This window comes from Bacillus cereus group sp. MYBKT111-2 (assembly GCF_051915205.1).
Classification (GTDB): domain Bacteria; phylum Bacillota; class Bacilli; order Bacillales; family Bacillaceae_G; genus Bacillus_A; species Bacillus_A paranthracis.
In genome coordinates this window covers 388,631-414,715 of the sequence record NZ_JBQAEG010000002.1, presented here as the reverse complement: position 1 = coordinate 414,715, position 26,085 = coordinate 388,631, and the positions used below count along the sequence as shown (strand labels likewise).

The window sequence follows — 26,085 nt, the reverse complement described above, 5'->3', positions numbered from 1 at the left end:
GTTTGTGAGATAGTTAATTTAGGAGGGAAAATATTGATACATACAGATAAGAATGTTCGAACATCTGGTGCATATGTAATGTATAAGAATTCATTTGTTTTTCAAGTGGGACCAACGAGTAAAGGGGATACATTAGGTGTAGTAAGACTTGGAGGACATAAAGAAGCGGATGAAACAGCAGTAGAAACCGCTAAAAGAGAAGTGGAAGAAGAAGCTTCTATGGATATTACTATATTGAATTCACCAACTACATATTATAAAGAGTATTGGAATGCACAATCTAAGAAATTAAAAGTAGAAAATGAAGTCAATCCAATATTAATTATTGATAGCCCGGATGAAAGTTTATCTATCATGTATATTGTCTATTCAAAGATGCTACCTAAACCATCTTCTGAAACGAATGGACTACTATTACTTTCATTGAATGATATTGAATTAATTTGCACTGGGAAAATAACATTAAATAATTATATAAATCAAGGCGGAGTTGCTATATTGAAAGAAAAAATGGATAAAGAGTTAATTTTACAACCTTTTCCACAACTTATGTTTTTATCAGAACTTTTAAAAGAGGATCCTGTATTACTTCAGCAGTTTCTAAATTAGAAAAAAACTTAAAAATGTATCTTTATTGATGGTGTGTATCAAACAAAAAGACTTTTGAAGCTAACATATGCATACTAAAGTTGTAGTTTTTATATGAAAAATCCATCCTTCCGTTTGATTTTATCTATTTATAATTGTAATACAATACAAATAGATAATAAGAAACAAGGGGGAATGTAATGTGATTACACATATTACAGATATAAAACTACAAACGATTTCCATAGAAGGGGTAAAACAAGTTTATAAGGACATATTATGTTTCCCCATAAAAAAAGAAACGACATCATTTATTCAATTTGAAGTAACACCGTACACTACAATTAGTTTTCAAGAAGTATATGAACCAATTGCATCTGCGCACTTTGCTTTTGAGATTCCATATTCAAAATTTCATGAAACTGCAAGATGGCTTGAAAAGTCTGGATTACTCATTGTGAAATGGAAAGATGGTCATACAATTGATGAAGAGAGCGGCCGATTCAACTTATATTTTAGAGATGGTGATGGAAATCTACTCGAAATGATCGCACATAGTTATGTTAAAGAAGATGTATTAGTACCGCAGTCACCTTTAAACATTTTATATATAAGGGAAATCGGTCTTCCCGTTAAAAGTGTACCTGTTTTTACGGAATGGTTAAAATCAAATCTAAATATGAAAACGATGGAAGATGGGGATATTTTTAACTTTGTTATAGGCGGCACTGCATACATTGTTGCAACTTGGTGGCAGCGACCGTGGATTCCAATCGCGATGAAAGCTTTACCACCGAAAGTACATGTTTCTTTCGGAACACCAGATCAAGCATTTTTACAACAAATTCAAAATAAATTTAAGAAACATAGTATTCCATTTGAGTGTAAACATAATGAAGTATTATTTATTCAGCAAGGATATACATTTTCAATTGTGCATACATCAGAATTTCATTCGGATATTCCTAAACAATTAAACTTACCGCTTTCTATTTAATGATGGAAAGCGGTAAGTTTTTTATATTTTCATGGAGAAGGGTTTCTGCCAAATTACAATGAATTTATAGAGGAGTATAAGTTGTTAGCTTAATTTACTGTAAGGAGAGAAATGAATTGAATCTAGAAAATCAGATAGCAAAAGGAAATACTGCCAACATATATCTTTATGAAAAGAAGGTTATCAAATTATTCAATGAATATCTTCCGGATACAGAGTCTATGAATGAAGCAAAAAAACAAAAATACGCTTATTCATGTGGGCTACCAGTTCCAAACGTATTTGAAGTGACAAAGATACAAAATAGACAGGCAATTATTATGGAATACGTAAAAGGGGACAGTATTGGCGATCTCCTGCTTAATAATTTAAATGAAGCAGAGCGTTACATAAATATTTGTGTTAATGAACAAAAAAAGATTCATGCTATCTGTATGAACACAGATGAAATAGAATCAATGAGAGTAAGGTTAGAGCGACAAATTAAATCTGTTCATAAAGTAGATGAAAAACAAAAGGGAAAGATATTAGATAAGTTATATTCAATTAAATTTGAACCTAGATTATGCCATGGTGATTTCCATCCATTTAATCTAATTTTGAATAATAAGAAAGCGAATATTATAGATTGGGTTGATGCTAGTGCGGGTGATCTTCGTGCAGATGTGTTTCATACATATTTGTTGTACTCACAATATTCGGTAGAATTAGCGGAAATGTATTTGCAAATATATTGCAGTAATACCGATCTTACAAGAGATGAAATCTTTCAATGGGCTCCTATTATTAGCGTAGCTAGATTTACCGAGAAAGTATCGCCGCAAAATGAAGTGTATTTGAGCAAACTTTTGAATCAGTATTTATAAGTTGTAAAAAAGGTTGTCTAGTAGATAATTAATAATTGCTGCTGTTTAACTACAAGGAAACTTAGTTAAACAACAGCATTTTTAAACATTGATATAGGTATACTTATTTTCAATTTTCATCCTATAAAGGTTCATTATCCGTACTTGTTCCTCAGTTAATTCTTCTTTATCCCAATACATATGCATTAAGCTATATTCAAAAATCTCCTTTAATTTAATAAATAATGGAAACTTGTCTATCATTTCTTTAGGTAGTTCATTTTCTTCTTGATACCCTTCAAATAGTGCTTTTGTAATGGAATGCTCATACTCAACGATATTTGCATTTCCAGCAAATGAATATTCTAAAGCACTATAAATAGGAACTGCTAAATCGAATATATAAAAATGTTTTTCACAGTCTTGAAAATCAATCATTGTTAAGTTTGAATTATTTTCAACTAAAATATTTTCTAACCATAAATCTCCGTGAATTAAGCCGTAATTTGAAGTGGATTTTTGTAACTCTTTTATAGAAGTTAAAACATCAGATGCAATTTCTCTTATAGTAGTTTCTTCTTGAGGGATATACTTAAGAAAATTATATTCTTCATTTTCATACCAATCGTTTATATGTTTAACTGGTTTAGTCTTTTCAAAGCTTTTAGAAATACGATGTAATTTTCCAATTTGTTTACCAAGCTTTTTAAATATTTTAGAATCCCATTCGTACTTTGGTAAATGTATACCAGGCGCAGCTTTATATAATACGGCAAAAATCTCTTTATCTAATGTTAACTTTTCTACAAAATCCCCTTGCAATGAAGGGATGATTGGTGGAACAGATAAACCGTTTTCGTATAGAAAATTCGTATATGTAACTTCTTCTAATTGTTCTTCATATGTTTTGTAGTTTGTAATTCTAATGAAGTATGTTCCTTGATCTGTGAGACATTCATACATCTCATTTGTTATTGGTGTAATGTTAATAAAATTCAACGGATATAGTTCATTTATGAATTGAAGTATTTCTTTTTCTAGTTTGTTCATTGTAACGCCCTTTCTAAACTTTTATTTTTTTATTAGAGAATTAAAAGAATCTTATTTTACAAAATTCTAGTTTCATTTTTGAAATCCTTTAAAATGAAATATGATGTAAATTGACCTTTAATAATTAGTTAGGTCTTGCAAGCATACGAATTAACACTAAATTGAAAAATGAATAGAAGGTATGTCAAAATAAGATAGGTAAAAAATATAAAACTAATACTCATATATAGATTTTATAGAATGGCTCATGTTTTAAAACACAAGAAATATCAAAAGAATGAAACGCACTTCTCTTATACTTTTATATAAGGAGTGAAGGAAATGAATGAACATATACAGCAGATGATTGACTGGATTGAGGTCAATTTAAAAAAGGAATTTTCATTAGATGAATTGTCCCGTTATATGGGGTATTCTCCTTATTATTGTTCTTTTAAATTTCACCAAGTAACGGGTTTCAGTATTAGACGCTATATTCTTCTTAGAAGGTTATACTTATCTATAGAAGATTTAAAGAATGGTAGGAAGATAATAGATATCGCATTGGATTATAATTATTCTTCGCAAGAGGCCTATAGTAGAGCTTTCAAGAATGTTTTTGGAATGAATCCAAGAGAATTTCAACTTAACCAATTGCCTATTCAATCATTTGTTAAACTCAATATAAATAAGGAAGGAGAGTTTAATATGAATATTTCTAGAAAAATAGAGGTTGAACAATTACGAAATGCGAAGAGCGAGCTGTTTGATAAAGATGTATTAAACATATTGAATGGTCAAATGATGTATGAAGAATTTAAAAATGAAAAGCTAATGGGTGATTCTGATTACGCACCATTTAATGAAGCGATGTGTGTAAACCAAGTTACTACACTAGTTTTTGATAAAGAATTTATTAAGACAAGGGCAGCAGGACATAACAGTTCAGTAGAAAGTTACACAAAAAAGGTTATAGATCCATTAAAGAAACTTTTTACGAAAGAGTATAAATGTATTGTTTTATGGTTTGGTGAAGATATGTTTTGTCAAATGAACTTACTTACAATACTTTCATACCTTGAACAGTCTCGTTATGAGGGGAAAGTATACTTAAATAGCTTCAGAGAAGATGAATTTAAAATAAATCAAATTGAACTTGAATTAGGAAATTATTCTTCGGTATACAATGAAGTATTAGTAAATCATAAAAAGACTTTCTATAAGGTACCACCTGTAATGTATCAGGCTATAGATCTATATTTAAAAATGCTAAAAGAAGATAATGCTGTAATGAAATTTATCTCTAAAAATAAAGATTTATCAACTCAAGAATTATTAACAAAGTTGTTTCAACTATTTCCAACAATCGGATATGGTGATTCTCAGTATATAGAGCTGATTAATAAAATAAAGAAGAAAGCTACACCAAAAATATAGGTGCAGCTTTCTTCTTATAATTGCTCAAGTAATTCTAATTCTTTTTCTACAAATGCCATTAGTTCCTTAATTGTTTCGCTAGAAAAATCAAAACGAATTCCAGCAGCTTCATATACTTCTGTTAAAGATTTAGAGCTACCTAATGATAAGGCCTTTTTATAATTTTCAAGTGCTTGCTTTGGATCCTCTTTATATTGTTTATACATTTGTAATGCACCAAGTTGGGCGATCGCATATTCAATATAATAAAATGGTACTTCAAAGATATGGAGTACAGGTAACCAACTCGTTGCTATCCAGTTTTCGTAGCCATCAATATGTATGACGCTAGACTGATAATGTTTTTGAAGTTGTAAGTATTTTTCATTTCTTTCTTCAGAAGTATGACTTGGATTTTCATACAGCCAGTGTTGAAATTGATCGACAATAAGCATAATAGGTAAATATGAAATAACATCTTTAAAGAAGTTAATTTTTGCTTGTTTTAAATCTTTTTTGTCTGTATAGAAGGTATCCCAATAATTAAGCGAGAATAACTCCATTGTCATACTAGCTAGTTCAGCTGTTTCAGCTGGAATTTCTATATACTGTCGTAATTTTAATGGTTTTATAAGTTCGTTATGAATACTATGACCCATTTCATGTATAAAAGTGATAATATCATCTTGTGTATAATTTAAGTTCATAAAAATAAATGATAATTGTGAAGCTGGTAAGTACTCACAAAAGCCTCCAGATGCTTTTCCTTTGCGGCTTGTTAAATCAAGACAATCGTGTTTATACATTCGGTTTAATAGTGTTGAAAATTCAAGATCTAGTTTGTTAAAGATATGAGTGCTCTTTTCAATTAAATCATTTTCATTTGCAATTGGTTTAAGTACTTTTTGATCTGGAGTTACAGCTGATACATCCCACGGGCGAAGCGTATCCACTTGCAGTTTCTCTTTTTTCTCTAGTAATATTTTATCTTTAAGAGGCACAACATACTTACGTATGGATTCAGCTAGTTCATAGCAATCTTTCGCTGAATAATCAAAACGCTCGTATTTTTTGAACATATAATCGCGATAATTCTCTAGTTGAATATTTTTTGCTTTTTGATGGCGAATTTCAATTAATTGATTTAATATGTTTTGGAGTTCTTTTTCAACAGATAAAAATTGTTCAGAAATAATGTTTTTGGCCTTTTTACGGATGTCACGATTCGAATCTTGTAAATAGGATTGTAATTCTGTTATCGTTTTTTCTTCTCCGTCCCAAATTCCAATTAATCCTCCAGTGATTTCAAAGTACTCTGTGACTAATTTGTCTTCCTTTACTTCTAATTCAATATTTTCCTCACAAAATAACTTTTGAGCATTTTTTATTTTTGCATCCAACAAACCATATACGTTAGAATCTAATTCCATTCGAAAAGGTGACTCTAAATATTTATTATCCAATAAATTTTGGTACCGTTTTAAAAGTGGCTTTACAAATTGTTGATCATGTTCAAAAGTATCCTTTATTTTTTCATCATCCGTATTACATTGAAAGGCGATATAATGTGCTCTTAATTGTTCTTCGATTTCCCAAATCACTTTTGACTGCTCTTTTAACCAGTTTTCTAGGTCTAATTTTGAAGAAATCATTTTATTTAATAAAGACGAAAGAGTTTTTTCTAATTGTAGTACATTACTAATATCAATTGTATTTACACGTTGCATTACATATCCCTCACTTTTTATTTATTCATAGAGATATTCTATTTATTAATTGTAATTTCCTTGTTAAGAGGAGGAAATGTGAAATAATGTTAAAATTAAAAATGATAGAAAGGATGTATTTCTTTTTACTTTATAATGACTGTGAGAATGAGGGACCTTTTAAATACTTCTATAAGGGAGTGAAAGAATGTATAAGTATTTACATATTTTAAATGATATAGAAAAAATGATTCAACATGGAGAGATAAAAGAAGGACAGAAATTACCGTCAATACGGTCACTCGTTGCGCAATATGAATGTAATAAGGCAACAGTTATACGTGCGCTTCATGAATTAGAAAAGCGTCACATTATATATTCTGTCCCTCAAAGTGGATACTACGTTGTTAAGAAATCTGGGAGTACTATAGAAAATAAAGAGATAATTGATTTCGCTTCTTCAGCACCAGATCCAGATGTTTTCCCGTATTTAGATTTTCAGCATTGCATTAATAAGGCTATTGATACTTATAAAAATGATTTGTTCGTATACGGAACGCCGAAAGGATTACCATCTTTAATTCCAGTCATTCAAAAACAGTTGGCAAATTATCAAGTGTTCACGAAAGAAGAGAATATTTTTATAACGTCAGGCGTGCAACAGGCACTTGCAATATTAACTTCTATCTCATTTCCAAATGAAAATGAAACAATATTAGTTGAACAGCCAACGTATCATTTATATATAGAATATCTAGAAATAAATAAAGTTCCAGTAATCGGTATTAAACGTACGAATGAAGGTATTGACTTAAATGAATTGGAACGTATTTTTCGAACAGGTAAAATAAAATTCTTTTATACAATACCAAGATATCATCATCCGCTTGGAACTTCTTATTCTAAAGACGAGAAAGAAAAGATCGTGTTATTGGCTAAGAAATATAATGTATTTATAGTGGAAGATGATTATTTAGCAGATTTAGAAACAGATTCAAAAGCCGATCCATTATATAGCCTGGATCATGGTAATCATGTCATATATTTAAAGAGTTATTCAAAAATTATTTTTCCAGGTTTACGAGTTGGTGTAGCAGTTATTCCACCGATTATTTCGAGTGCTTTCCATACATATAAAAAGATTTTAGATATCGATAGCCCAATGATATCCCAAGCTGCTTTAGAAATTTATATAAAGAGTGGCATGTTCGAACGCCATAAAAATAAAATTAAATTTTCCTATAATAATAGATCTAAAAAACTAGCAGAAGCATTAGAAAGGATGCATAGTGAAAACCCGCTTTTATTCACATATAAAAAGCAAAATACAATTGGAATCCATACTTGTTTAGAAGTACATAAAACAAGTATTTCGGACATGTTGATACAAAGACTAAGTGAAATGCAAATCAGTATCGATACGATTGATAAAAATTATGTGAAAAGTTTTCCGAAACAAAGACTATTAAAGTTGAACGTATCGAATGTAAAGGAAGATAGGATTGAAGAAGGAATTCGTAAAATAATGGAGGAAATCAAACAAGTGGAACGTCTAAATTTTCAATTTAAAAAAGAATAAATTGATATTTTTAGAGCACCCAATGGCGGAGTGCTCTTTTTATTTTGAACATAAGTAATTTAAATGGAAATCAACTACCAATAAATGTTAACCTTAAAGTATATTTATTTTGAATAGGAGGGTGATGAAGCCCATGGCGGTACGTATAGTCGATGATTTACAACAATTATCGTTGTTACTTATGTTTTTAAGTACATTTATATTTTACAGATACTTAAAGAAGGTTAAACGAGTGAGAAAATTGACTGGTTTTGAATGGACAATGTATTTTGTCACTCAGTTTGCGACATTAATTTGGGCAATGACTTATTTTATTAAACACTTAGCTGAATCGTAATTTCTATTCACTCAATCTAGTTTACGATATAAATATAGTCTGTATCTAAATCAATGACAATATCGCTTAAGACGTCTTCTTGTAATAACTTTTGGATTTTTTCATAATGATACCGTACACAAAATAAGTTTAGAAGTTCTTCATTAGATATCTCTTCATTTTTTACATTTAACTACATTATTATTAACTCGTTAAGAGAACAGTTACGGCCAAAAACATACTCATTTATACCATATCCATCAAATTCAATTATCATTTTATCACTGTTGGATGCTAGTCAACGTTATAGCTTAAATTTTAGATGAATTTATTATACATTTTTTGAAATGTAGTGAAAATATATTTTTATAAAATGTGAGGGTTATAAATGGAACAAAATAAATTAGTTTTAGAAGGACCAAAACGTCTTAAGTGGGAAACGCGCGAAATTAATTCTATACAGGATGATGAAATTATCGTTAAAACAATTGCAGGTGCAATAAGTATTGGTGCAGAGTTACCACAGTATAATGGATCCGATGTTACAGATACACATCCTTTTTATCCAAGAAAAACTGGATATGAAAGTTATGGTGAAGTGATTCAAGTTGGTAATAAAGTAACGAATTTAAACATAGGCGATAAAGTAGTTTCTTTTTATGGACATGAAACGATAGGAATAGTTAAGGGGGATAAAGTAATTCGAGTTCCTAGTTATATAAAACCTAAAGTGGCGTTATTATCTATTCTTTCGTGTGATGCTGCTAAAGGTATATGGAAACTAAACCCGCGACAGGATGAAAAGGTACTTATAACTGGAATGGGAGTTATCGGTTTACTTGCTTGTTATTTCTTAAAATACTATGTAGGTGTTGAGCATGTGGATATTGTTGAACCTGATAGAACTAGAAGGGAATTTGCACAGAAATTTAGTGTAAAAAACACATTTGATGCAGAAGAACAGATAGTAGAAACATATAATTATGGTTTTGAATGTTCTGCTACAAATTGCGGATTCCATACATTGCAAAAAGCTCTTAAAACTAATGGACAAATATGTATACTTTCTGATGGTAATATTGAAGAACTAACATTAACCGCTGATTTTTATGAGAAAGAACTGCGGATCATTGGTTCAAGTGACGGATATAATTATCAACAACATGCAGATTGGTTTTTTAGTCAAATAGAAAAAACACCATGGATAGAAGAGATTTTTCAACATGAAATACAACATACAGGACTCATTCAATGTTTTGAGGAATTAAGTCAAGGAATAATTACCCCTTTAAAAGTATTTGTCTCATATGAATAATGAACAAAATGACCAGGTACTTGTCACATAGCCCACATATGTTTAGACACTAATATGATAGCAGAGCGCGGAGTAACATGTACGGGGATTCTTTAATAGGTACAACGGGTTGTGAAAACAGAGAATGGTTTTTGCTCTTTCATTATGTACAAATAGTATATTATCTTTCTCAGTGTACATATTAAGTAAAGAGTTTAATATCAAACATAAAAGGGGGGATAATATGAATGAAAATAAGAAAAATGAAGAATTGATTAAATTTAAGAAACAATGGTTTAATGAAGATAATCAACCAATAGCTGGAATAGAGTTAACTTTACCGCCTGATATAGGCAGCATGTTAGACTCCAAATCAGTTGATGATGAAAGTGAAGAAAGTAATAATGAATAAGTTTAATCTATATGCATCCATTCGGGTGCTTTTTATTTTTTTGATAATGGAAGATGGATTATCAAATCCTTATTGAAAAAAGGTTGGTTAAAATAGATTCTTTTTCAGTATATGTAAGTTTAATTTTTACAAAAAAGTTTAATTAAAATACATTTAGAATGCTATATGAAATGGGAATGCTAGTAACATTCACCATTAAAGGATTGGGCTATTATGAATATGATTTTTGAAAGCATTATTTTAATTCTGACTGGGATTATTGCATTAAAAATGACAGGTAGTAAATCTGTTAGCCAAATGACAAGAGCTGAAATCATTATAGTAGTATCAATTGCACGTATTATTGTAGAACCGGTATTAAGTAGGAAAGTAGTCCCATCTATATTTGCAGCTGCAATATTTGCGTGCGTACTTCTTATCATTCATTTCTTTGAATTGAAATCAAAGAAGATGGAACAATTCCTAAATGGCAGTAGCATTATAATAGTAGAAAATGGAGAGATTGTAAAAGAGAATTTGATGAAGGCGAAAATGTCGGAACAACAACTATATATGCAATTAAGAGAAAAAGGGATTCATGATTTAAAAAGTTTACAGCAAGTTACAGCTGAACCAAATGGGCGGATTGGTTACCAATTAATAGAGAAAGCTCAGCCAATCACTTTAGAAGTGTTAGAAAAAGTAATAGATCAGTACAATATAAAAAGATAATTTCTTATGTGAAATGCCAATATACAATTGAAGTATTGGCATTTTTTATTTTTTCTAATTGTAAAAGCTAATATTTAGAATAGATATTCAGCCAATCTTTAAATTAGATATAGGCTTATTAATATGCTATATTCAATGGACCTATAGTGACTGTGGTGAAAAAAGCAGCGTTAAAATGAATAGGTCTTTCATGTGATATTAAACATGAGATAAAAATAAGGAGATAGAAATATAATGGAATTTTGGGAATCAAGTTTTATTGAGAAACAAACGATGTGGGGGTTTGAACCTACAGAATCTGCAATTTTGACAAAAGATTTTTTTGTGGAAAACAATGTTAAAGACATATTAGTTCCGGGTATTGGCTATGGAAGAAACGCAAAGGTATTTATCGAAAATAGTATAAATGTAACAGGTATTGAAATTTCGAAAACAGCGATCGATTTAGCAAGAGAAAACGGACTAGAAGATGTTAGTATCTATCACGGTTCAGTAAATGAAATGCCTTTTGATAATAAACTGTATGATGGTATATTTAGTCATGCACTTCTTCATTTGTTGAATGAACAGGAAAGAGAGAAATTTATTAAAGATTGTTATAATCAGTTAAAACCTGGTGGATATATGGTTTTTACAACTGTTTCTAAAAAGGCTCCAATGTATGGCAAAGGAAAACAGTTGGATAAAGATTATTATGAGATAATGGAAGGTGTAAAAATGTTCTTCTATGATTCTGAATCTATAAAACAGGATTTTAAAAAATATGGACTAGTACAAGTTTCGGAAATTGATGAACCAAATAAGAACATGGCAAATAAACCTTCAATCAACTTTTTAACGATAAAATGTAAGAAAGAACTATAACTAAAAGTTATTAAGAATGATTGAATATATTTATATATTAATTATGCACAAATAAAGAGGACAAGCATATAATAGAAATACCTTTTAACTTTAAGTAACCTTAACTTTCGTTAATAGGGTATCTCAAAATCCCCAAAAGAGCACTTGCGGAAACAAGTGCTCTTTTATTTTTTGTTTATTTAAGATGAATAAATTTCGTTAAATCAATATGGTATTTTAAGCCATTATTTTATATAAAGTGGTAAAATAAATAGGGGAAATGTTTAAGGGGGCGGGAGATTTGAAACTAAAAGAGCTGGCGAATTTGTTATTGGTTAAAGAAACTATTGGCGATATGGATGTAGAAATTACGGGGTTAGAAATGGATTCTAGAAAGATAACTGATGGAGATCTATTTATATGTGTATCAGGTATCGATGGTTTTCTTGAAGATCGACATCAATTTGTTGAAGATGCAGTGAAGAATGGTGCTGTAGCGTTAATTGTAGAAAGAGATGTAAATATTGAGATACCTAAAATAATTGTTAAAGATGCTAGATATGCTATGGCAGTTATTGCGTCACACTTCTATGGTTATCCATCTAATAAAATGAAGCTAATTGGAATTACAGGTACAAATGGAAAAACAACTACTTCCTATTTACTTGAAAAAATTTTAAGTGATTATGGATATCACACGGGGCTCATGGGGAATAACGGAGTGAAAGTTGATTCAAAATGGTATCCTACTGATATTAATACGCAAGAACCTCCAACACTTCAACGGAATTTGCAAATGATGAAAAATCAAAATGCAGATTATTGTGTTATGGAAGTTACGTCACAAGGTTTACATATGGAAAGAGTGAAAGGATGTAACTTTAAAATAGCTGTTTTTACAAATTTAACGCAAGATCATTTGGATTATCATGGAACATTTCATGAATATAAGCATGTAAAAGGTCTTCTTTTTTCAAGATTAGGAAATGATTTATCTACTACGGATAAAAAAATAGCTGTTTTGAATGCAGACGATCCATCGGTAGAATACTTTAAAAAAATTACTTCAGCTGAGGTTATCACATATGGAATACATAATAGAGCAGATGTTCAAGCGAAGAACATAACTTTAAGCCCAAAAGGAATTCATTTTTTAGTTTCGTCCTTTAATGGAGAAATAGAGGTTAGCCTTAATCTTGTAGGTCGTTTTAATGTTTATAATGCATTAGCAGCAATAACAGTTGCAATGGTTGAAGGTATTCCGCTTACAAACATTTGTGATAGCTTATCTAACTTAAAGAGTATTGAAGGTAGAATGGAAATTATAGATGAAAATCAAGATTTTCTTGTAATAGTGGACTATGCTCATACACCGGATGCATTACAAAATGTTCTCTCTACAATTAGCGAGTTTTCAAAAGGTAAAGTTATTACTGTTTTCGGTTGTGGTGGAGATAGAGACACAAAAAAACGATCTATAATGGGCGGAATTGCTGGAAGTTATAGCGATTTTGTTTTTATTACTTCAGATAATCCACGTTCGGAAGATCCGCAGGCAATAATGAAAGATATTGAAAAAGGATTTTTGCAGAATAATAATTTGAATTATAAAGTAGAAGTAGATCGTGAACTTGCAATAACTCACGCAATAAACATGGCATCTTCTAATGATATTGTTTTGATTGCAGGAAAAGGGCATGAAACGTATCAAATTTTAAAAGATTCAACTATTCATTTTGATGATAAAGAAAAAGCTCGACAAGCAATTATTAATAAATGAATGAATTCAATTACTAGCTGAATAGTATTTCTAATAAAAATAATGTTTTAGATGGTAATAACGAAGCAATTTTTTGAAGAATTTATAATTGAAAGGTAAGGGTGTTTCTCTGAATATATGAGGGAAAAACCCTACCTTTTATAGTTTTATTTCTGAACAACAAACGTAATAGCATTTGTTTTTAATTGAATATGCCTTTCATCGCGAACAATATCATAGACTAATTCTTTTATTTCAACTTTAATTTCTTTCCATTCCTTATAAATACTTTTTAATAGATATATCATATCTTCAGTAGGAAGGTTAATTTCAATTAAAGCATCTAACTCTTCATTTGTATGTAAGTCAATTTCTTGTATGTTCGAATTAATAATTAAACAATTCATACCGCCGCTTTTTGTACCTTCTTTCATAGAATGGAGCACGTTTTTTAAATCTTCTTCTGATTGAACATGCTCTAAACTGGATACTGCAACGATATAATCATAAGTATTACGTTGGATGTAGTAGTTTTCAATTGCTGCTTGTTCTGTTTTAATATTATTAATTACACCATATTCTTTACTATAAGTTTGTAATTTTGTTAAAGCAGAATCAAGTAAATCCACACATGTAACAGTACCACTCGCATTTTGAATCTTTTGGGCAATGGGAATACTATTTCTTCCAACGCCAGAGCCGAGATCAAGTACTTGCAAGTTGTTTTTTCCTTCAAAATAATCCATCAAATCCATAACCGTTTTAACCGGTTTGTACAGCCAAGAACCAGTTTCAAATAGTTTGTATTGTTCATAACAAAGGTCGTGATATTTCTTTTCTTCTTGTCTTATAAAATTAATGCGATTTATAGTGTTTCAGCTCCAATATTATTATTGTAAAATGAATGGGTAGGACAACCTTTTACATTTGTTTGAATTCGAAAAATACCACCAGCATGTGGATATTGCTTTAATTCGTCATCCGTCATTCTTGTTCTGGCTGTTGTAACATATAGGTCGGTTAAATTAGGCCCTCCAAATGTACAAGATGTTACATATGGCGCTGGAATCGGGATACTTAATATTTGTTCACCAGTTGAAGGGTTCCATCTAGTAATCTTTGAACCTCCCCAATGAGCAATCCATAAGCAACCTTCCTCGTCAATTGTCATACCATCAGGTAGACCGTCATTTTCGGGGAAAATAATTACATCACTTGGATTACGAATTACTCCAGAGCATATATCATAATGAAAACGAACTACTTTTTTAGTAGGTGTATCGATATAGTAAAGGTATGTATGGTCAGGTGACCAAGCTATGCCATTTGATGTATTTACATGTGAAACTTTTTTCTCTACCTTTAAATTATTATTTAAACAATACAAGGAGCCAGCAGCATTAATACCGTATGTATCTGTAGTACCTGCCCAAAAACGTCCTGCCGGATCGCATTTTCCATCATTAAAACGATTTTTAAATAAATGTGGTTCAGGGTCAAAAATATGTGTCAGTTTTTCTGTTTCTACATTAATAGAATAAAAGCCATTTTCCATAGCTAGGAGTAGTATGTCATCTAAATATGGAACAACACAGCCAATTTGTTGATTGAGAGCAATTACTCGGTTTGTATTAGCGGTAGGACTAAATATGCATAATTGTTTCTCCACAATATCAACCCAGTATAAAAGTTGCTTTTTTTCATTCCAAGATGGTCCTTCAGCTAAACTTGCTTTCGCATCTAAAACTAATTCTATATTACTGTCCAAGATGTTCACCTCGCTTTATAAGATATTTATATAATTCGATAAGAATAGGAGCAAACCTTTTAATCAGAAAATATTAAGATTTGTACCATGGAAAAACTGATTTTCTCGAGTGATTAAAAAAATGTATAAATATTGAGAGGAAAATGCATATGATGTTTTATGAAATTGTTTGTTTTTCTTGTAAAAATATATTTCGTGTTTATGAAGGCAGTGAAAAATATAAGCGATTTAAAGAGAAACCAAAAGGGGTATATTGTTGTGATGAGTGTAGCCACAAAATTCAATTAGAAGCGATAAAGAATTTTTTTAGATAATTATACTGTTTTATTTCGGAAAAGTTTGACAATGAAACTATTTTAAATTATCATATGAAAAAACTAATATGTAAAATGGCATGGAAGAGAAGAGTAGTTAAGAAAGAATACGTACAGAGAGCTCTGGTAGCTGAGAAAGAGCAGTATAAATCTTAATGAAAAAAGACTTGGAGCTGCGCAAGGAACTAATTTATTTAGGGATGGTGCGACGGGATCTCCCGTTATAGAGATAGGGTATAAGCATATTTTGCCGTACCTGAAGAGGTTAATATGGCGACATATTGACAAACTGAGGTGGTACCGCGAAGCTAATAACTCTCGTCCTCAAGATGAATAATCTTGGGGGTGGGAGTTTTTTTATTGTATAAAACTGAAAATCTGAAAACAAAAAACAATTGAGGTGAGTAACATATGCATTGGGCGTATGAAGTAGCACACGAATTAATTAGAAAACATCCAAACAAAGAAACTTTTGTTTGCACATCTGGAATTAGTCCATCTGGTTCTGTTCATATTGGGAACTTTCGTGAAATCGTAACGACTTATTTTGTTGTAAGGGCGCTTCAAGATTTAGGGAAAAAGACTCGTTTTATATTTTCATGGGATAATTACGACAGATTTAGAAAAGTCCCTAAAAATGTTGATTCATCTTTTGTAAAGTATATCGGAATGCCATACTGTGATATACCAGATCCGTATGGATGTCATAATTCATATGCCGAGCATTTTGAAAAAGAGTTTGAGGAATCGCTTCAAGTATTTGGGATTGAAGTGGAATTCATATATCAACATGCTGAATATAGAAGTGGAAGATATAACAAAAACATATTGGAGGCTTTATATAAAAGAAAAGAAATATATGATATTTTAATGAGTTTTAAAACGGGAGAGTATAGTGAAGAAGAGCGAGAGGACTTTTATCCGGTTACATTATATTGTGAGAAATGCGGGAAAGATGCGACAATGATTACACATTTTGATGAAGTATTAAAAACAGTTCGGTATGAATGTGAATGCGGAAATCAAACTGAATTATCGGTATTAAATACAAATGAAATGAAACTGAATTGGAAAATCGATTGGCCGATGAGATGGATGATAGAGGATGTTGTTTTTGAGCCGGGCGGAAGAGATCATTCATCAGAAACGGGTAGTTATAATGTATCAAAAGAAATTGCGAGAAAAATATTCAATCGTGAAGCGCCTCATTACATTGCTTACGATTTTATTGGAATTAAAGGGCATCATGAAAAAATGTCTAGTTCCTCAGGGAATAGTATTACACCTAGCGAGTTGCTAAAAGTGTATTTGCCCGAATTGATTCTATTTATGTTTGCAAAATATAGGCCAGACGCAGCGTTTCATATCGGTCTTGATGAAGATGTAATTCGCAATTATACAGAATATGAACGATTGAAAGATAGTTATGAGAATAAAACGCTCAAAAATGAAGATTTATTTGATGCAATTAAGCTTTCTAGAGTAGATAGCAGATTTAAAGAATATCCGAAATTTAATCAAGTAGCAGGAATATTGCCGCTATTAAATTTTGATTCATCTATTTTACAAGATACATTAGATGAAATAGATAGAAGTTATGCATTAGATGCTATGATTGCGATATGTAATCGTGCAGAGTATTGGATAAGAAACTTTCAATCTGAAAAATTAATTGCGGTAAATCAAGAGAGAAATACAGAGTTTTACAACACATTAAATGAAAGACAGAAAGAACGGCTAGTAGAAGTCTGCAACATACTTCGTTCTAACAAAGATTACTCTAACTTAATGGAACAACTGTACGCGCTTTGTCATCATGAAAATAAAAAAATAATGAAAGAAAATCAAAAACAATTATTTCATACAATATACAAACTTATTTTGAATGAAGAATCTGGACCTCGAATCCCCTTGCTTATACAGGTAATTGGAAATGAGAAAGCAATCCAATTGTTAGACTGCCACCATTAAATAGAAAACAACGCAGTCACTAATAAAACTTAGTGTTTGCGTTGTTTTAGTTTAACGTAATATTTTATCGTACTAACAATGTTTTTCTATACACAATTTGAAGTGAACATTTAGAGTAGTTAAGTATAATGCTAAGCTATTCTAAAAATGATTAATTGAACTACATCAGGACTTGTAACGTTACTTGATGATCCTGGTAATGTAATACTAGCAGTACTACTATTTATATTAATAACGGTAATTCGATTACCAGCATTTAAATTTAAAAGTCTTGCTCCACTAACTTGTTGAGCTTGGATGTTTGTATTATCCACTACAGCACTACTTCCCCCTACAGCGGTACCGTTTATAGCCAATGCGAATCCACCTGAACTACCAGGGGCCATATTTACAGCAAACCAAGCAAAATACACCCCACTTGTATTTACCGTTATTGTATTACCTGAACGGGTGATATCGGATGTACTTGGGCCATCGGAATTTAGAGGTACAGTGCTACCTTTGTTGACTACTTGTTGACTACTAGAGAAAGCCCAGGAATTTCTATATGAGCTTGAAAAAGTCGGACCGGTCGGTCCAATGTTACCCTGAGGCCCAATAGGTCCTTGAATACCTTGGGTACCGGTTGCACCGGTGTTACCTTGAGGTCCAGTAGGTCCAATGTTACCCTGAGGCCCAATAGGTCCTTGAATACCTTGGGTACCGGTTGCACCGGTGTTGCCTTGAGGTCCAGTAGGTCCAATGTTACCCTGAGGTCCAATAGGTCCTTGAATACCTTGGGTACCAGTTGCACCGGTGTTGCCTTGAGGTCCAGTAGGTCCAATGTTACCCTGAGGCCCAATAGGTCCTTGAATACCTTGGGTACCGGTTGCACCGGTGTTGCCTTGAGGTCCAGTAGGTCCAATGTTACCTTGAGAACCCGGGGAACCAGCTACCCCTTGTATTCCTTGAGGCCCTTGAGGCCCAGTCGGCCCGATGTTTCCTTGTTCTCCTTGTATCCCTTGAGGACCTTGAAAACCAGTCGGCCCAATAGGTCCAGGGATACCTTGAATGCCTTGAGAGCCTTGAGGCCCAGTCGGCCCAATGTCACCCTGTTCTCCTTGTATCCCCTGGATGCCTTGGGGTCCAGTCGGCCCGATGTCGCCTTGTTCGCCTTGTATCCCCTGGATGCCTTGGGGTCCAGTCGGCCCGATGTCGCCTTGTTCGCCTTGAATGCCTTGAATGCCTTGAGGTCCAGTAGATCCCAGTGGGCCAGGAACTCCTTGTATCCCTTGCTCACCTTGTTCGCCTTGAAATCCAGTCGCTCCGGTAGGCCCGGTTGGTCCGGTTGGTCCACCCGGTGGTCCAGTCGGTCCAGTCGGTCCTGGTAATCCGCCTGATGGTCCAGTCGGTCCAGTTGGTCCTGGTGGTCCACCTGATGGTCCGGTCGGTCCGATATCTCCTTGAGACCCAGTTGCGCCTCGTTCCCCTTGAATGCCTTGAGTTCCGGTTGGACCAAGGGGCCCAGGAACGCCTTGAATACCTTGAATGCCTTGAGGACCGGTTGGACCAAGGGGCCCAGGAACGCCTTGAATACCTTGAATGCCTTGAGGCCCAGTCGGCCCGATGTCGCCTTGTTCGCCTTGAATGCCTTGAACGCCTTGAGGTCCAGTTGCTCCATGAGGCCCTTGTTCGCCTTGTATCCCTTGAATACCTTGAGGCCCAGTCGGTCCAATATCTCCAGGAACGCCTTGAATACCTTGAACGCCTTGAGGCCCAGTTGGACCAGGCTGGCCGGGAACGCCTTGAATACCTTGAGGCCCTTGAGGTCCAGTCGGCCCAATCGTCCCAGTAGGAAAAGTAAATGAAGGAATTGGTGGAAGGGTGGGTCCTACCAAATTAGGGTCAAATGCAGCAGCAGATAAAAATTCATCATTTCCATTACGATTGTTAGAGCTGGTCATTTTACTACCCCCCTAAAAAACTATATTTTTTAATGAAAGTGTTCCATTTTATAATAGATGCATAATTGACAATAGGAATGCTAGTACTATGTAAATATGTGATGTGATTTTATGATAATAACAAATAACACAAGTACTAGTTTTCATAAATACTTGTGTTATTTTTACTACCGTGAATACATTTTCGGACATTCATCACCACGTGGTTCATAAAAACAATGACTTTTAAATTGCCCTGCAAACGGCTGGTTATACCATTCAGGTGGACAAGATCCAGTTGGCCGAAAATACCAAAGAGCCCATCGTGCAGGCCAGCGCCACTCACCTTGTAAAACTTTTCGTGCGATTTCTTTTTCTGATTCACGAGCCCGTTGATAAAAATATCCGTATTGTACAGCTTCAAATCCACCTGGGCTTTGATATACTGCATCACGTACGGTACGGAGTTGTTTAAAGTCTAAGCAATCACAAAATACACGATTTACTACAACGCATCCAACAAGTTGTTCACCTTGTCGACCTTCGCCTTCAGCTTCAGCACGCATTAAACGAGCTAGTAAATCAACATCGCTTTCGTTATATGGAATAAGGGGCATAGTGATACCAACTTTCTTTACCTGTTATAGTAAAGAGTGTATGTATGAAAATAAGCTAAGTGCTTTTCTATATGTAAATTCATTAATTATTAAAAGGAGCTTTTATGAAAAAAGCTAATTAGTAATTGTAGACTAATATAAAGAGGAGAGATAATATGCATCGAATTCAGAAAGACCATATCATTTACGCAATGTCACCAGAAAATCAACCATGTATGGAAGTAGAAATTGGGAGTCGCCTTATATTTGAAACATATGATTGCTTTGAAAATCAAATTAATTCTGAAGATGTTGTGTTCCAAGAGTTAGATTGGAACCGGATTAATCCAGCGACTGGTCCAGTATATATTAATGGTGCAGAACCTGGTGATATATTAGTTGTTACGATTGAAAAGATAAAAATTGCAGAGAAAGGCGTTTTAACTACAGGTGCAAATCTTGGTGTAATGGGTGAAGAGCTACATGAAAATACAGTGAAAATTGTCTCAGTACATAATGAACATGTTTTGTTTTCAAATGAACTACAAATCCCAATTAATCCAATGATCGGTGTAATTGGAACAGCGCCGAAAGAAGAGAGTATTTCATGTGGCACACCGCATGATCACGGCGGGAATATGGACTGTAAAGAGATAAAAGAAGGGACAACATTATTATTACCTGTAAATGTTCCTGGTGCTCTATTAGCATTAGGTGATTTACACGCAGCGATGGGCGATGGTGAAATTGGGGTTAGTGGAGTAGAGGTTGCTGGTGAGGTAACCGTAACAGTCCAAATTATAAAAGGGAAAAAATGGCCTCTACCAATGGCTATTCAAAAAGAAAAAGTAATGACGATAGCTTCAGAAAAATTGCTAGATGATGCAGCGAATCGTGCTGTACGTAATATGGTGACATTTTTACATGAAGAATTACAAATGTCTAAAGCTGATGCCACGCTTTTATTATCAGCTGCCGGCAATTTAAAAGTTTGTCAAGTGGTTGACCCGCTGAAGACTGCTCGAATGGAATTAGGGATGAATTATGTGGAGAAATTGGGGTTTACTATGAGTGAATTCCATATTAAATAAGAAATGATAGAAGAAGGATGATTTTGTATAAAAGTATCTTTTTTGATTTACGGATTATATAAAAAAAGGTAGTATTTATTTTATATAATTGAATATAAGATTGTGGATCGAAAAAGGAGTAAACACATGGTTAAAATTATGATTGTAGAAGACGATATGAAAATTGCAGAACTATTATCAACACATGTTGCGAAATATGGGTATGAAGGGATTATTGTATCGGATTTTCATAATGTATTAAATATTTTTTTAGAAGAACAACCAGAGTTAGTTTTATTAGATATTAATTTACCGAGTTTTGATGGTTACTATTGGTGTCGTCAAATTCGCGGAGTTTCTACATGTCCGATATTATTTATTTCAGCTCGTGAAGGTACGATGGATCAAGTTATGGCGCTAGAAAACGGTGGCGATGATTTCATTTCAAAGCCATTCCATTACGAAGTTGTAATGGCTAAAATTCGAAGTCATTTAAGGCGTGCTTACGGAGATTATGCACCGAAAATAGAAGAACGGATGGTTGAGCAACATGGTCTTTGTTTATATCCTGAAAGGCTTGTATTGAAGCTTAAGAATCAAGAAATTGATGTAACGAGAAATGAAGCTATTTTATTAGAAATGTTAATGAAAAATTATCCGCGTGTTGTGAGTAGAGAAGTACTATTAAATAAATTATGGGATAGCGAATCCTATGTTGATGATAATACATTGAGTGTAAATACAACACGTGTGCGAAAAAAGTTGAAAACGTTACAGATTGAGGATGCGATTGAAACGATTCGTAGTGTTGGATATAGACTACATATTACTTGGGATACTGGTATGGAAAAATGATAAGGCTGTTTATACGTGATCATATACCTCTTATTTGTTTTACAGTCATCCAACTATTATCCATATTTCTCGTATATTGGTTTGATGGGCATAAGCATATCGCGACGGCATTGTATGCAATGTTTTTAGGTGCCTTTTTTATGGTAGGCTATTTAGTACTTCGTTACTTTACTCATCGTACTTTCTATGAACGATTAGCAAACCCGATGCAATCTTTAGATGAATCTGTTCAAAAATCTGATTTTGCAGCTATATCTGCTGCGCTTCAAGACTTGCTTGAGGTACAATATCGCCATTATCAAAATCAACTCCACATACAAGAGAGAAAAAATAATGATCATTTAACTTTTATGAATCAGTGGATTCATCAAATGAAAACACCTTTATCCGTAATAGAATTAATTACACAGGATGAAGTGGATCCACGTTTTGAAAGTATAAATGAGGAAACAGATAGGTTGAAAAAGGGGCTAGAGATGGCACTGTATGTCGCACGTTTAGAAGCATTTACACAAGATTTTTATGTGGAAAGAGTACAATTACATAAAATAGTGAATGATTCTGTGCATGAACATAAACGCTTCTTTATCCGGAATTTTGTATATCCAGAGCTTAAAATTGATAAGGACATTACAGTAGAAAGTGATGCGAAATGGTTACAATTTTTAATTGGACAAATACTATCAAATGCGATTAAATATTCATCTGGTAGTCGAGAGAAGATTAAAGTGAAAGCTTGTAAGGAAGGTAATAATGTTATACTTGAAATTGCTGATAACGGTGTAGGCATACCGAAGCAAGATTTGCCAAGAGTGTTTAAACCTTTCTTTACAGGAGAAAATGGTAGAGATTTTAAAGAATCAACTGGAATGGGGCTATATCTCGTATATGAAATTACGAAGCAATTAGGACATAGTGTAGAAATTCATTCAGAAGTTGGTAAAGGTACGGTTGTACGAATTAAATTTTATAATGTATAAATAAGTGATCTAGGCTAAAGAGCTTTGGAAATAAGTTTTTTAGCCTTTTTTTATAGCGGTTATATGAAATGGTAAAACGTTATATTAGTATGTATAATGACACACTAATAAATACGATTGTTAAATTTGAAGGATTTAATAAAAAGCTGATAAATATTTTTGGAAGAAAAAAGCCACCCCTTTGAAAGAGATAGCTTCATGGATCCTATCCTATGTATAAATATAATGTTCGAATACGTGATATGTTTTGTGGACTATAATACAATTAGTCTTTTGTTTTTTCATGATACAGTATTGTAATTAAGTAAACAAACTTAATAATTTATACCCAATTAATCCCAAAATAGTGATAGGAATCATCATTAAGAAAGAAGACACACGACAAGCATTAGAGCGTTCTAATACAAGAATCAAGATAATTCCGACTATTACTTCCGTATATCCAACAGGTAACATGTGACTGTAATCTTCAAAGTTTAATAGAATGTGAAGTCCGTCCGTTACAAAAACTCCACTTAAAAGTGCGCTTCCGAATTTATGAAGTGGGTTTGTAGTATCTTTCCATAGAAAACCTGCAATTCCAAAGATCGTTCCTCCTATACATGCACATACAATCCATACAGATATAAAATAAATAGAGTGAGCTACATTTTTAATAACTATTGCATAACCATAGTAGCCTAATACCATACCGAGTAGTGCAAGGGTACCAGAAAGCATAGCTGTACGCTTAGAATAACTAAGGCTAGCCACGAAAAAGGATGGAACTAACCAAACGCTTCCTAAGTTAGCTAATGAATGCCAATTTCCTGGAAGTATACCTTGACCTAATTTAGTTAGTATACCAACAATAATCCCTACTATAATCGGGATGAGGAAAATCCTTAAAAACATATTGAACTTTGTAATTTTTAATGTCCTGTCCATAAATTCAATCCTTACATTAATATTTTCTGCAACTATATAATAGCTTATTAAAGGGGAGTAATCAATAATAATTTATTGAAAAACAATAAGTTATTATTGGATAACGAATAAAAATTTTTTTATATAATATAGTGTTTAGAAGTTTTTTACAGGGGAAATCTAAAGGACGTATTACAATCAATGTAATTTGTGCTTATTCAATATGAGGTTAAGAAATGATAAATAAATCTAAAAGAAAGCAATCTTTTTAACAGCACATATAATTACATTTACTCATACAGTACTAGTATGGTACAATATGGTTATTAACGACGGAAAGGAATGATGGGTGGACGATGATTAACTAATCTTATTTTTAAATGTTGAAATTCAATACATTTCAATTTCTAAAAAATAGGATTAGTCTGCCCAATTTCCATACAACGGTATTGCTATTTATATTGCGCGATAGCTTATTTGGGTATAAATATTTTTACGACTAATCCTGCCAAATTTATTTGGGAGGATTTTTTTTATTCTCCCTTAATGAAAGGGATCGGTATTTATGAAAGAACTATTAAAATTAAATGATGTTTATGTTGAAATAAAAGAAAATATGTTGTTAGAGAAAATGAATGTGACAGTAAAACAAGGGGATGTTATCGGATTAATTGGTAAAAATGGTGCCGGTAAATCAACGTTACTTCAATTAATAAATGGGAAGATTGAGCCTTCAAAAGGTACTGTTGAATGGATGCAAATGAACATGACAACAGCATATGTTGAACAAGAAAAAGAATCTTTTGTTAGTAAGGATATAATTGCAAAAGAAGCAGAACTTCTTGCGAAATGGGGCGTGCCAACGAATGATTTTCTTACTTTAAGTGGTGGTGAAAAGCTAAAAGTTCGATTAGCAAAAGGATTTGCTGAAAATCCTAATGTCTTAATATTAGACGAACCGACAAATCATCTAGATGAGATGAGTACGGAATTTCTTATTAAACAAATAAAAAATATGAAAGGTACAGTTATCGTCGTATCGCATGATCGATATTTTTTAGATGTTGTCGCGACTAGAATATGGTCAATTGAGGATAAGAAATTAATTGATCATAGCGGGAATTATACGAGTTATATGAAAGCGCGTGAACATAAAAGAATGGCGCAGCAGCGTGAATATGAAAAACAACAAAAAAAGATAGAACAAGTAGAAACTCATATAAAAGAATTAAGCTCATGGTCACAAAAGGCACATGCGCAGTCCACAAAACAAGAAGGTGTGAAAGAGTTTTATCGTGTAAAGGCGAAGCGAATGGATGCGCAAGTAAAATCGAAACGAAAACGTCTTGAAAAAGAGCTTGAGAAAACGAAAGTTGAACGTGTGAAAGAAGATTATTCGGTTGAATTTTCTATTCAAGCGAGTAAAAAAGTAGGGAAACGTTTCTTAGAAGTAAAACAATTGCGGAAAGAATTTAATAATCGAATATTATTTGAAAACGTTAATTTTACAATTCAACACGGTGAGAAGATTGCGATTGTTGGACCAAACGGTAGCGGGAAAACAACTTTACTGAAGATGATTATGGGAAACGAAACTGCTGAAGGAGAAGTATGGATTTCACCTTCAGCAAACATCGGTTATTTAACACAAGAAGTATTTGATTTACCGCTGGAAAAAACACCAGAAGATTTATTTTTCAAAGAGACGTTTGAAGAAAGAGGAAAAGTCCAAAATTTAATGAAACATTTAGGGTTTGAATCTTCCCAATGGAAAGAGCCGATTCGATATATGAGTATGGGTGAACGAGTAAAATGTAAGCTAATGGCTTATATTTTAGATGAAAAAGATGTACTTATTTTAGATGAACCTACGAATCACCTTGATCTTCCTTCACGTGAACAGCTTGAAAATACATTAGCTGAGTATAACGGAACGCTCGTTATCGTTTCTCACGATCGATATTTTCTGGAGAAAACAACTAATACAAAGCTTGTGTTTGTAAACAATACAATACAAAAGCAGCTCGAAGAACCTACGAAAACAAGAGACGAAATCGAAGAGCTACGTTTAACACTAGAAACAGAGAGGCAAGAAGTATTAGGTAAATTAAGCTTTTTAACTTCTAAAGACAAAGAATATAAAGCACTGGATGAACGGTTTATGGAACTTACGAAGCAGATTAAGGAGCTTTAATGTAAGTAAGGGGG

Annotated in this window: 24 protein-coding genes, 1 pseudogene and 1 other annotated feature; of the genes and pseudogenes, 17 read left to right on the top strand and 8 right to left on the bottom strand. The window is 32.8% G+C overall.

All coding sequences use genetic code 11. The features are described 5' to 3' along the window. Positions 1 to 33 precede the first annotated feature (33 nt). From ACTFNE_RS07410 to ACTFNE_RS07400, 3 genes are all read left to right on the top strand, one after another. A complete protein-coding gene (locus ACTFNE_RS07410) occupies positions 34 to 609 on the top strand; it encodes an NUDIX domain-containing protein (RefSeq protein ID WP_270706087.1) in 576 nt (191 codons plus the stop codon). 181 nt (positions 610 to 790) lie between these two features. Then, positions 791 to 1,585, top strand: a complete 795-nt coding sequence (locus ACTFNE_RS07405; protein ID WP_046197372.1) for a VOC family protein — start codon at positions 791 to 793, stop codon at positions 1,583 to 1,585. A gap of 116 nt (positions 1,586 to 1,701) precedes the next feature. Further along, on the top strand, positions 1,702 to 2,451 hold the full coding sequence (locus ACTFNE_RS07400) for an aminoglycoside phosphotransferase family protein (RefSeq protein WP_046197371.1): 750 nt from the start codon (positions 1,702 to 1,704) through the stop codon (positions 2,449 to 2,451). A gap of 81 nt (positions 2,452 to 2,532) precedes the next feature. On the opposite strand, the gene ACTFNE_RS07395 is transcribed toward ACTFNE_RS07400, so the two are convergent. Beyond that, the gene (locus ACTFNE_RS07395; protein ID WP_046197370.1) at positions 2,533 to 3,480 is read right to left on the bottom strand and encodes a phosphotransferase enzyme family protein; all 948 of its coding nucleotides are present in this window, start codon (positions 3,478 to 3,480) and stop codon (positions 2,533 to 2,535) included. 321 nt (positions 3,481 to 3,801) lie between these two features. Between ACTFNE_RS07395 and ACTFNE_RS07390 the strand changes: the two genes are divergently transcribed. Further along, entirely contained in the window at positions 3,802 to 4,896 is a 1,095-nt protein-coding gene (locus tag ACTFNE_RS07390; protein WP_270706088.1) for a helix-turn-helix domain-containing protein, read from the top strand. A gap of 14 nt (positions 4,897 to 4,910) precedes the next feature. Here the strand turns inward: ACTFNE_RS07390 and ACTFNE_RS07385 are convergent, their stop codons facing one another. After that, positions 4,911 to 6,602, bottom strand: coding sequence for a M3 family oligoendopeptidase (locus ACTFNE_RS07385; protein WP_270706089.1), 1,692 nt, complete (start codon positions 6,600 to 6,602; stop codon positions 4,911 to 4,913). Between the two features lie 187 nt (positions 6,603 to 6,789). On the opposite strand from ACTFNE_RS07385, the gene ACTFNE_RS07380 reads away from it, so the two are divergent. Both ACTFNE_RS07380 and ACTFNE_RS07375 read left to right on the top strand, forming a co-directional pair. Beyond that, on the top strand, positions 6,790 to 8,160 hold the full coding sequence (locus tag ACTFNE_RS07380) for an aminotransferase-like domain-containing protein (RefSeq protein ID WP_270706090.1): 1,371 nt from the start codon (positions 6,790 to 6,792) through the stop codon (positions 8,158 to 8,160). 133 nt (positions 8,161 to 8,293) lie between these two features. Then, on the top strand, positions 8,294 to 8,497 hold the full coding sequence (locus tag ACTFNE_RS07375) for a hypothetical protein (protein ID WP_270706091.1): 204 nt from the start codon (positions 8,294 to 8,296) through the stop codon (positions 8,495 to 8,497). Positions 8,498 to 8,513: 16 nt separating this feature from the next. On the opposite strand, the pseudogene ACTFNE_RS07370 reads toward ACTFNE_RS07375, so the two are convergent. Further along, positions 8,514 to 8,753 (bottom strand): annotated as a pseudogene (locus tag ACTFNE_RS07370) (hypothetical protein). A 111-nt stretch (positions 8,754 to 8,864) separates the two neighbouring features. Between ACTFNE_RS07370 and ACTFNE_RS07365 the strand changes: the two are divergent. The 5 genes from ACTFNE_RS07365 to ACTFNE_RS07345 all read left to right on the top strand — a co-directional run bounded on the left by ACTFNE_RS07365 (position 8,865) and on the right by ACTFNE_RS07345 (position 13,516). Next, a complete protein-coding gene (locus ACTFNE_RS07365; RefSeq protein ID WP_270706092.1) occupies positions 8,865 to 9,791 on the top strand; it encodes an alcohol dehydrogenase catalytic domain-containing protein in 927 nt (308 codons plus the stop codon). Positions 9,792 to 10,014: 223 nt separating this feature from the next. Further along, positions 10,015 to 10,182, top strand: a complete 168-nt coding sequence (locus ACTFNE_RS07360) for a hypothetical protein (protein ID WP_046197366.1) — start codon at positions 10,015 to 10,017, stop codon at positions 10,180 to 10,182. 213 nt (positions 10,183 to 10,395) lie between these two features. After that, the gene (locus ACTFNE_RS07355) at positions 10,396 to 10,893 is read left to right on the top strand and encodes a DUF421 domain-containing protein (protein ID WP_001055961.1); all 498 of its coding nucleotides are present in this window, start codon (positions 10,396 to 10,398) and stop codon (positions 10,891 to 10,893) included. A 234-nt stretch (positions 10,894 to 11,127) separates the two neighbouring features. Further along, a complete protein-coding gene (locus ACTFNE_RS07350) occupies positions 11,128 to 11,757 on the top strand; it encodes a class I SAM-dependent methyltransferase (protein ID WP_000397616.1) in 630 nt (209 codons plus the stop codon). A 280-nt stretch (positions 11,758 to 12,037) separates the two neighbouring features. Beyond that, entirely contained in the window at positions 12,038 to 13,516 is a 1,479-nt protein-coding gene (locus ACTFNE_RS07345) for a UDP-N-acetylmuramoyl-L-alanyl-D-glutamate--2,6-diaminopimelate ligase (protein WP_270706531.1), read from the top strand. A 146-nt stretch (positions 13,517 to 13,662) separates the two neighbouring features. On the opposite strand, the gene ACTFNE_RS07340 is transcribed toward ACTFNE_RS07345, so the two are convergent. Both ACTFNE_RS07340 and ACTFNE_RS07335 read right to left on the bottom strand, forming a co-directional pair. Continuing rightward, on the bottom strand, positions 13,663 to 14,364 hold the full coding sequence (locus tag ACTFNE_RS07340) for a class I SAM-dependent methyltransferase (RefSeq protein WP_101219197.1): 702 nt from the start codon (positions 14,362 to 14,364) through the stop codon (positions 13,663 to 13,665). Beyond that, positions 14,361 to 15,263: an SMP-30/gluconolactonase/LRE family protein gene (locus ACTFNE_RS07335; protein ID WP_046197363.1), complete on the bottom strand. Its 903-nt coding sequence runs from the start codon at positions 15,261 to 15,263 to the stop codon at positions 14,361 to 14,363. Before ACTFNE_RS07335 ends, ACTFNE_RS07340 begins: the two co-directional genes overlap by 4 nt. Before the next feature lie 143 nt (positions 15,264 to 15,406). Here ACTFNE_RS07335 and ACTFNE_RS07330 point away from each other — a divergent pair, with 143 nt between their 5' ends. Both ACTFNE_RS07330 and lysS read left to right on the top strand, forming a co-directional pair. Beyond that, complete coding sequence (locus ACTFNE_RS07330) at positions 15,407 to 15,577, top strand: DUF2197 domain-containing protein (protein ID WP_000551046.1); 171 nt, start codon at positions 15,407 to 15,409, stop codon at positions 15,575 to 15,577. A gap of 72 nt (positions 15,578 to 15,649) precedes the next feature. Beyond that, positions 15,650 to 15,906, top strand: a binding site (T-box leader). Between the two features lie 82 nt (positions 15,907 to 15,988). Continuing rightward, the gene (gene lysS, locus ACTFNE_RS07325; protein WP_270706532.1) at positions 15,989 to 17,548 is read left to right on the top strand and encodes a lysine--tRNA ligase; all 1,560 of its coding nucleotides are present in this window, start codon (positions 15,989 to 15,991) and stop codon (positions 17,546 to 17,548) included. Positions 17,549 to 17,679: 131 nt separating this feature from the next. On the opposite strand, the gene ACTFNE_RS07320 is transcribed toward lysS, so the two are convergent. Together ACTFNE_RS07320 and ACTFNE_RS07315 are read right to left on the bottom strand one after the other, a co-directional pair. Next, entirely contained in the window at positions 17,680 to 19,491 is a 1,812-nt protein-coding gene (locus tag ACTFNE_RS07320; protein WP_439997971.1) for an exosporium leader peptide-containing protein, read from the bottom strand. A gap of 167 nt (positions 19,492 to 19,658) precedes the next feature. Beyond that, positions 19,659 to 20,087 (bottom strand): cell wall hydrolase, encoded by a 429-nt coding sequence (locus tag ACTFNE_RS07315; protein ID WP_270706306.1) that lies wholly within the window; start codon positions 20,085 to 20,087, stop codon positions 19,659 to 19,661. Positions 20,088 to 20,242: 155 nt separating this feature from the next. Here ACTFNE_RS07315 and ACTFNE_RS07310 point away from each other — a divergent pair, with 155 nt between their 5' ends. The 3 genes from ACTFNE_RS07310 to ACTFNE_RS07300 all read left to right on the top strand — a co-directional run bounded on the left by ACTFNE_RS07310 (position 20,243) and on the right by ACTFNE_RS07300 (position 22,971). Next, entirely contained in the window at positions 20,243 to 21,157 is a 915-nt protein-coding gene (locus ACTFNE_RS07310) for an acetamidase/formamidase family protein (protein WP_046197359.1), read from the top strand. A gap of 126 nt (positions 21,158 to 21,283) precedes the next feature. Then, a complete protein-coding gene (locus ACTFNE_RS07305) occupies positions 21,284 to 21,991 on the top strand; it encodes a response regulator transcription factor (protein WP_048557857.1) in 708 nt (235 codons plus the stop codon). Next, on the top strand, positions 21,988 to 22,971 hold the full coding sequence (locus ACTFNE_RS07300; RefSeq protein ID WP_001992193.1) for a sensor histidine kinase: 984 nt from the start codon (positions 21,988 to 21,990) through the stop codon (positions 22,969 to 22,971). Before ACTFNE_RS07305 ends, ACTFNE_RS07300 begins: the two co-directional genes overlap by 4 nt. Positions 22,972 to 23,271: 300 nt before the next feature. On the opposite strand, the gene ACTFNE_RS07295 is transcribed toward ACTFNE_RS07300, so the two are convergent. Next, positions 23,272 to 23,898 carry a DUF6518 family protein gene (locus ACTFNE_RS07295; protein ID WP_046197358.1) on the bottom strand — a complete coding sequence of 209 codons (627 nt, stop codon included), beginning with the start codon at positions 23,896 to 23,898 and terminating at the stop codon, positions 23,272 to 23,274. 544 nt (positions 23,899 to 24,442) lie between these two features. Here ACTFNE_RS07295 and abc-f point away from each other — a divergent pair. Next, positions 24,443 to 26,071, top strand: a complete 1,629-nt coding sequence (gene abc-f, locus ACTFNE_RS07290; protein ID WP_002170234.1) for a ribosomal protection-like ABC-F family protein — start codon at positions 24,443 to 24,445, stop codon at positions 26,069 to 26,071. Positions 26,072 to 26,085: the final 14 nt, after the last annotated feature.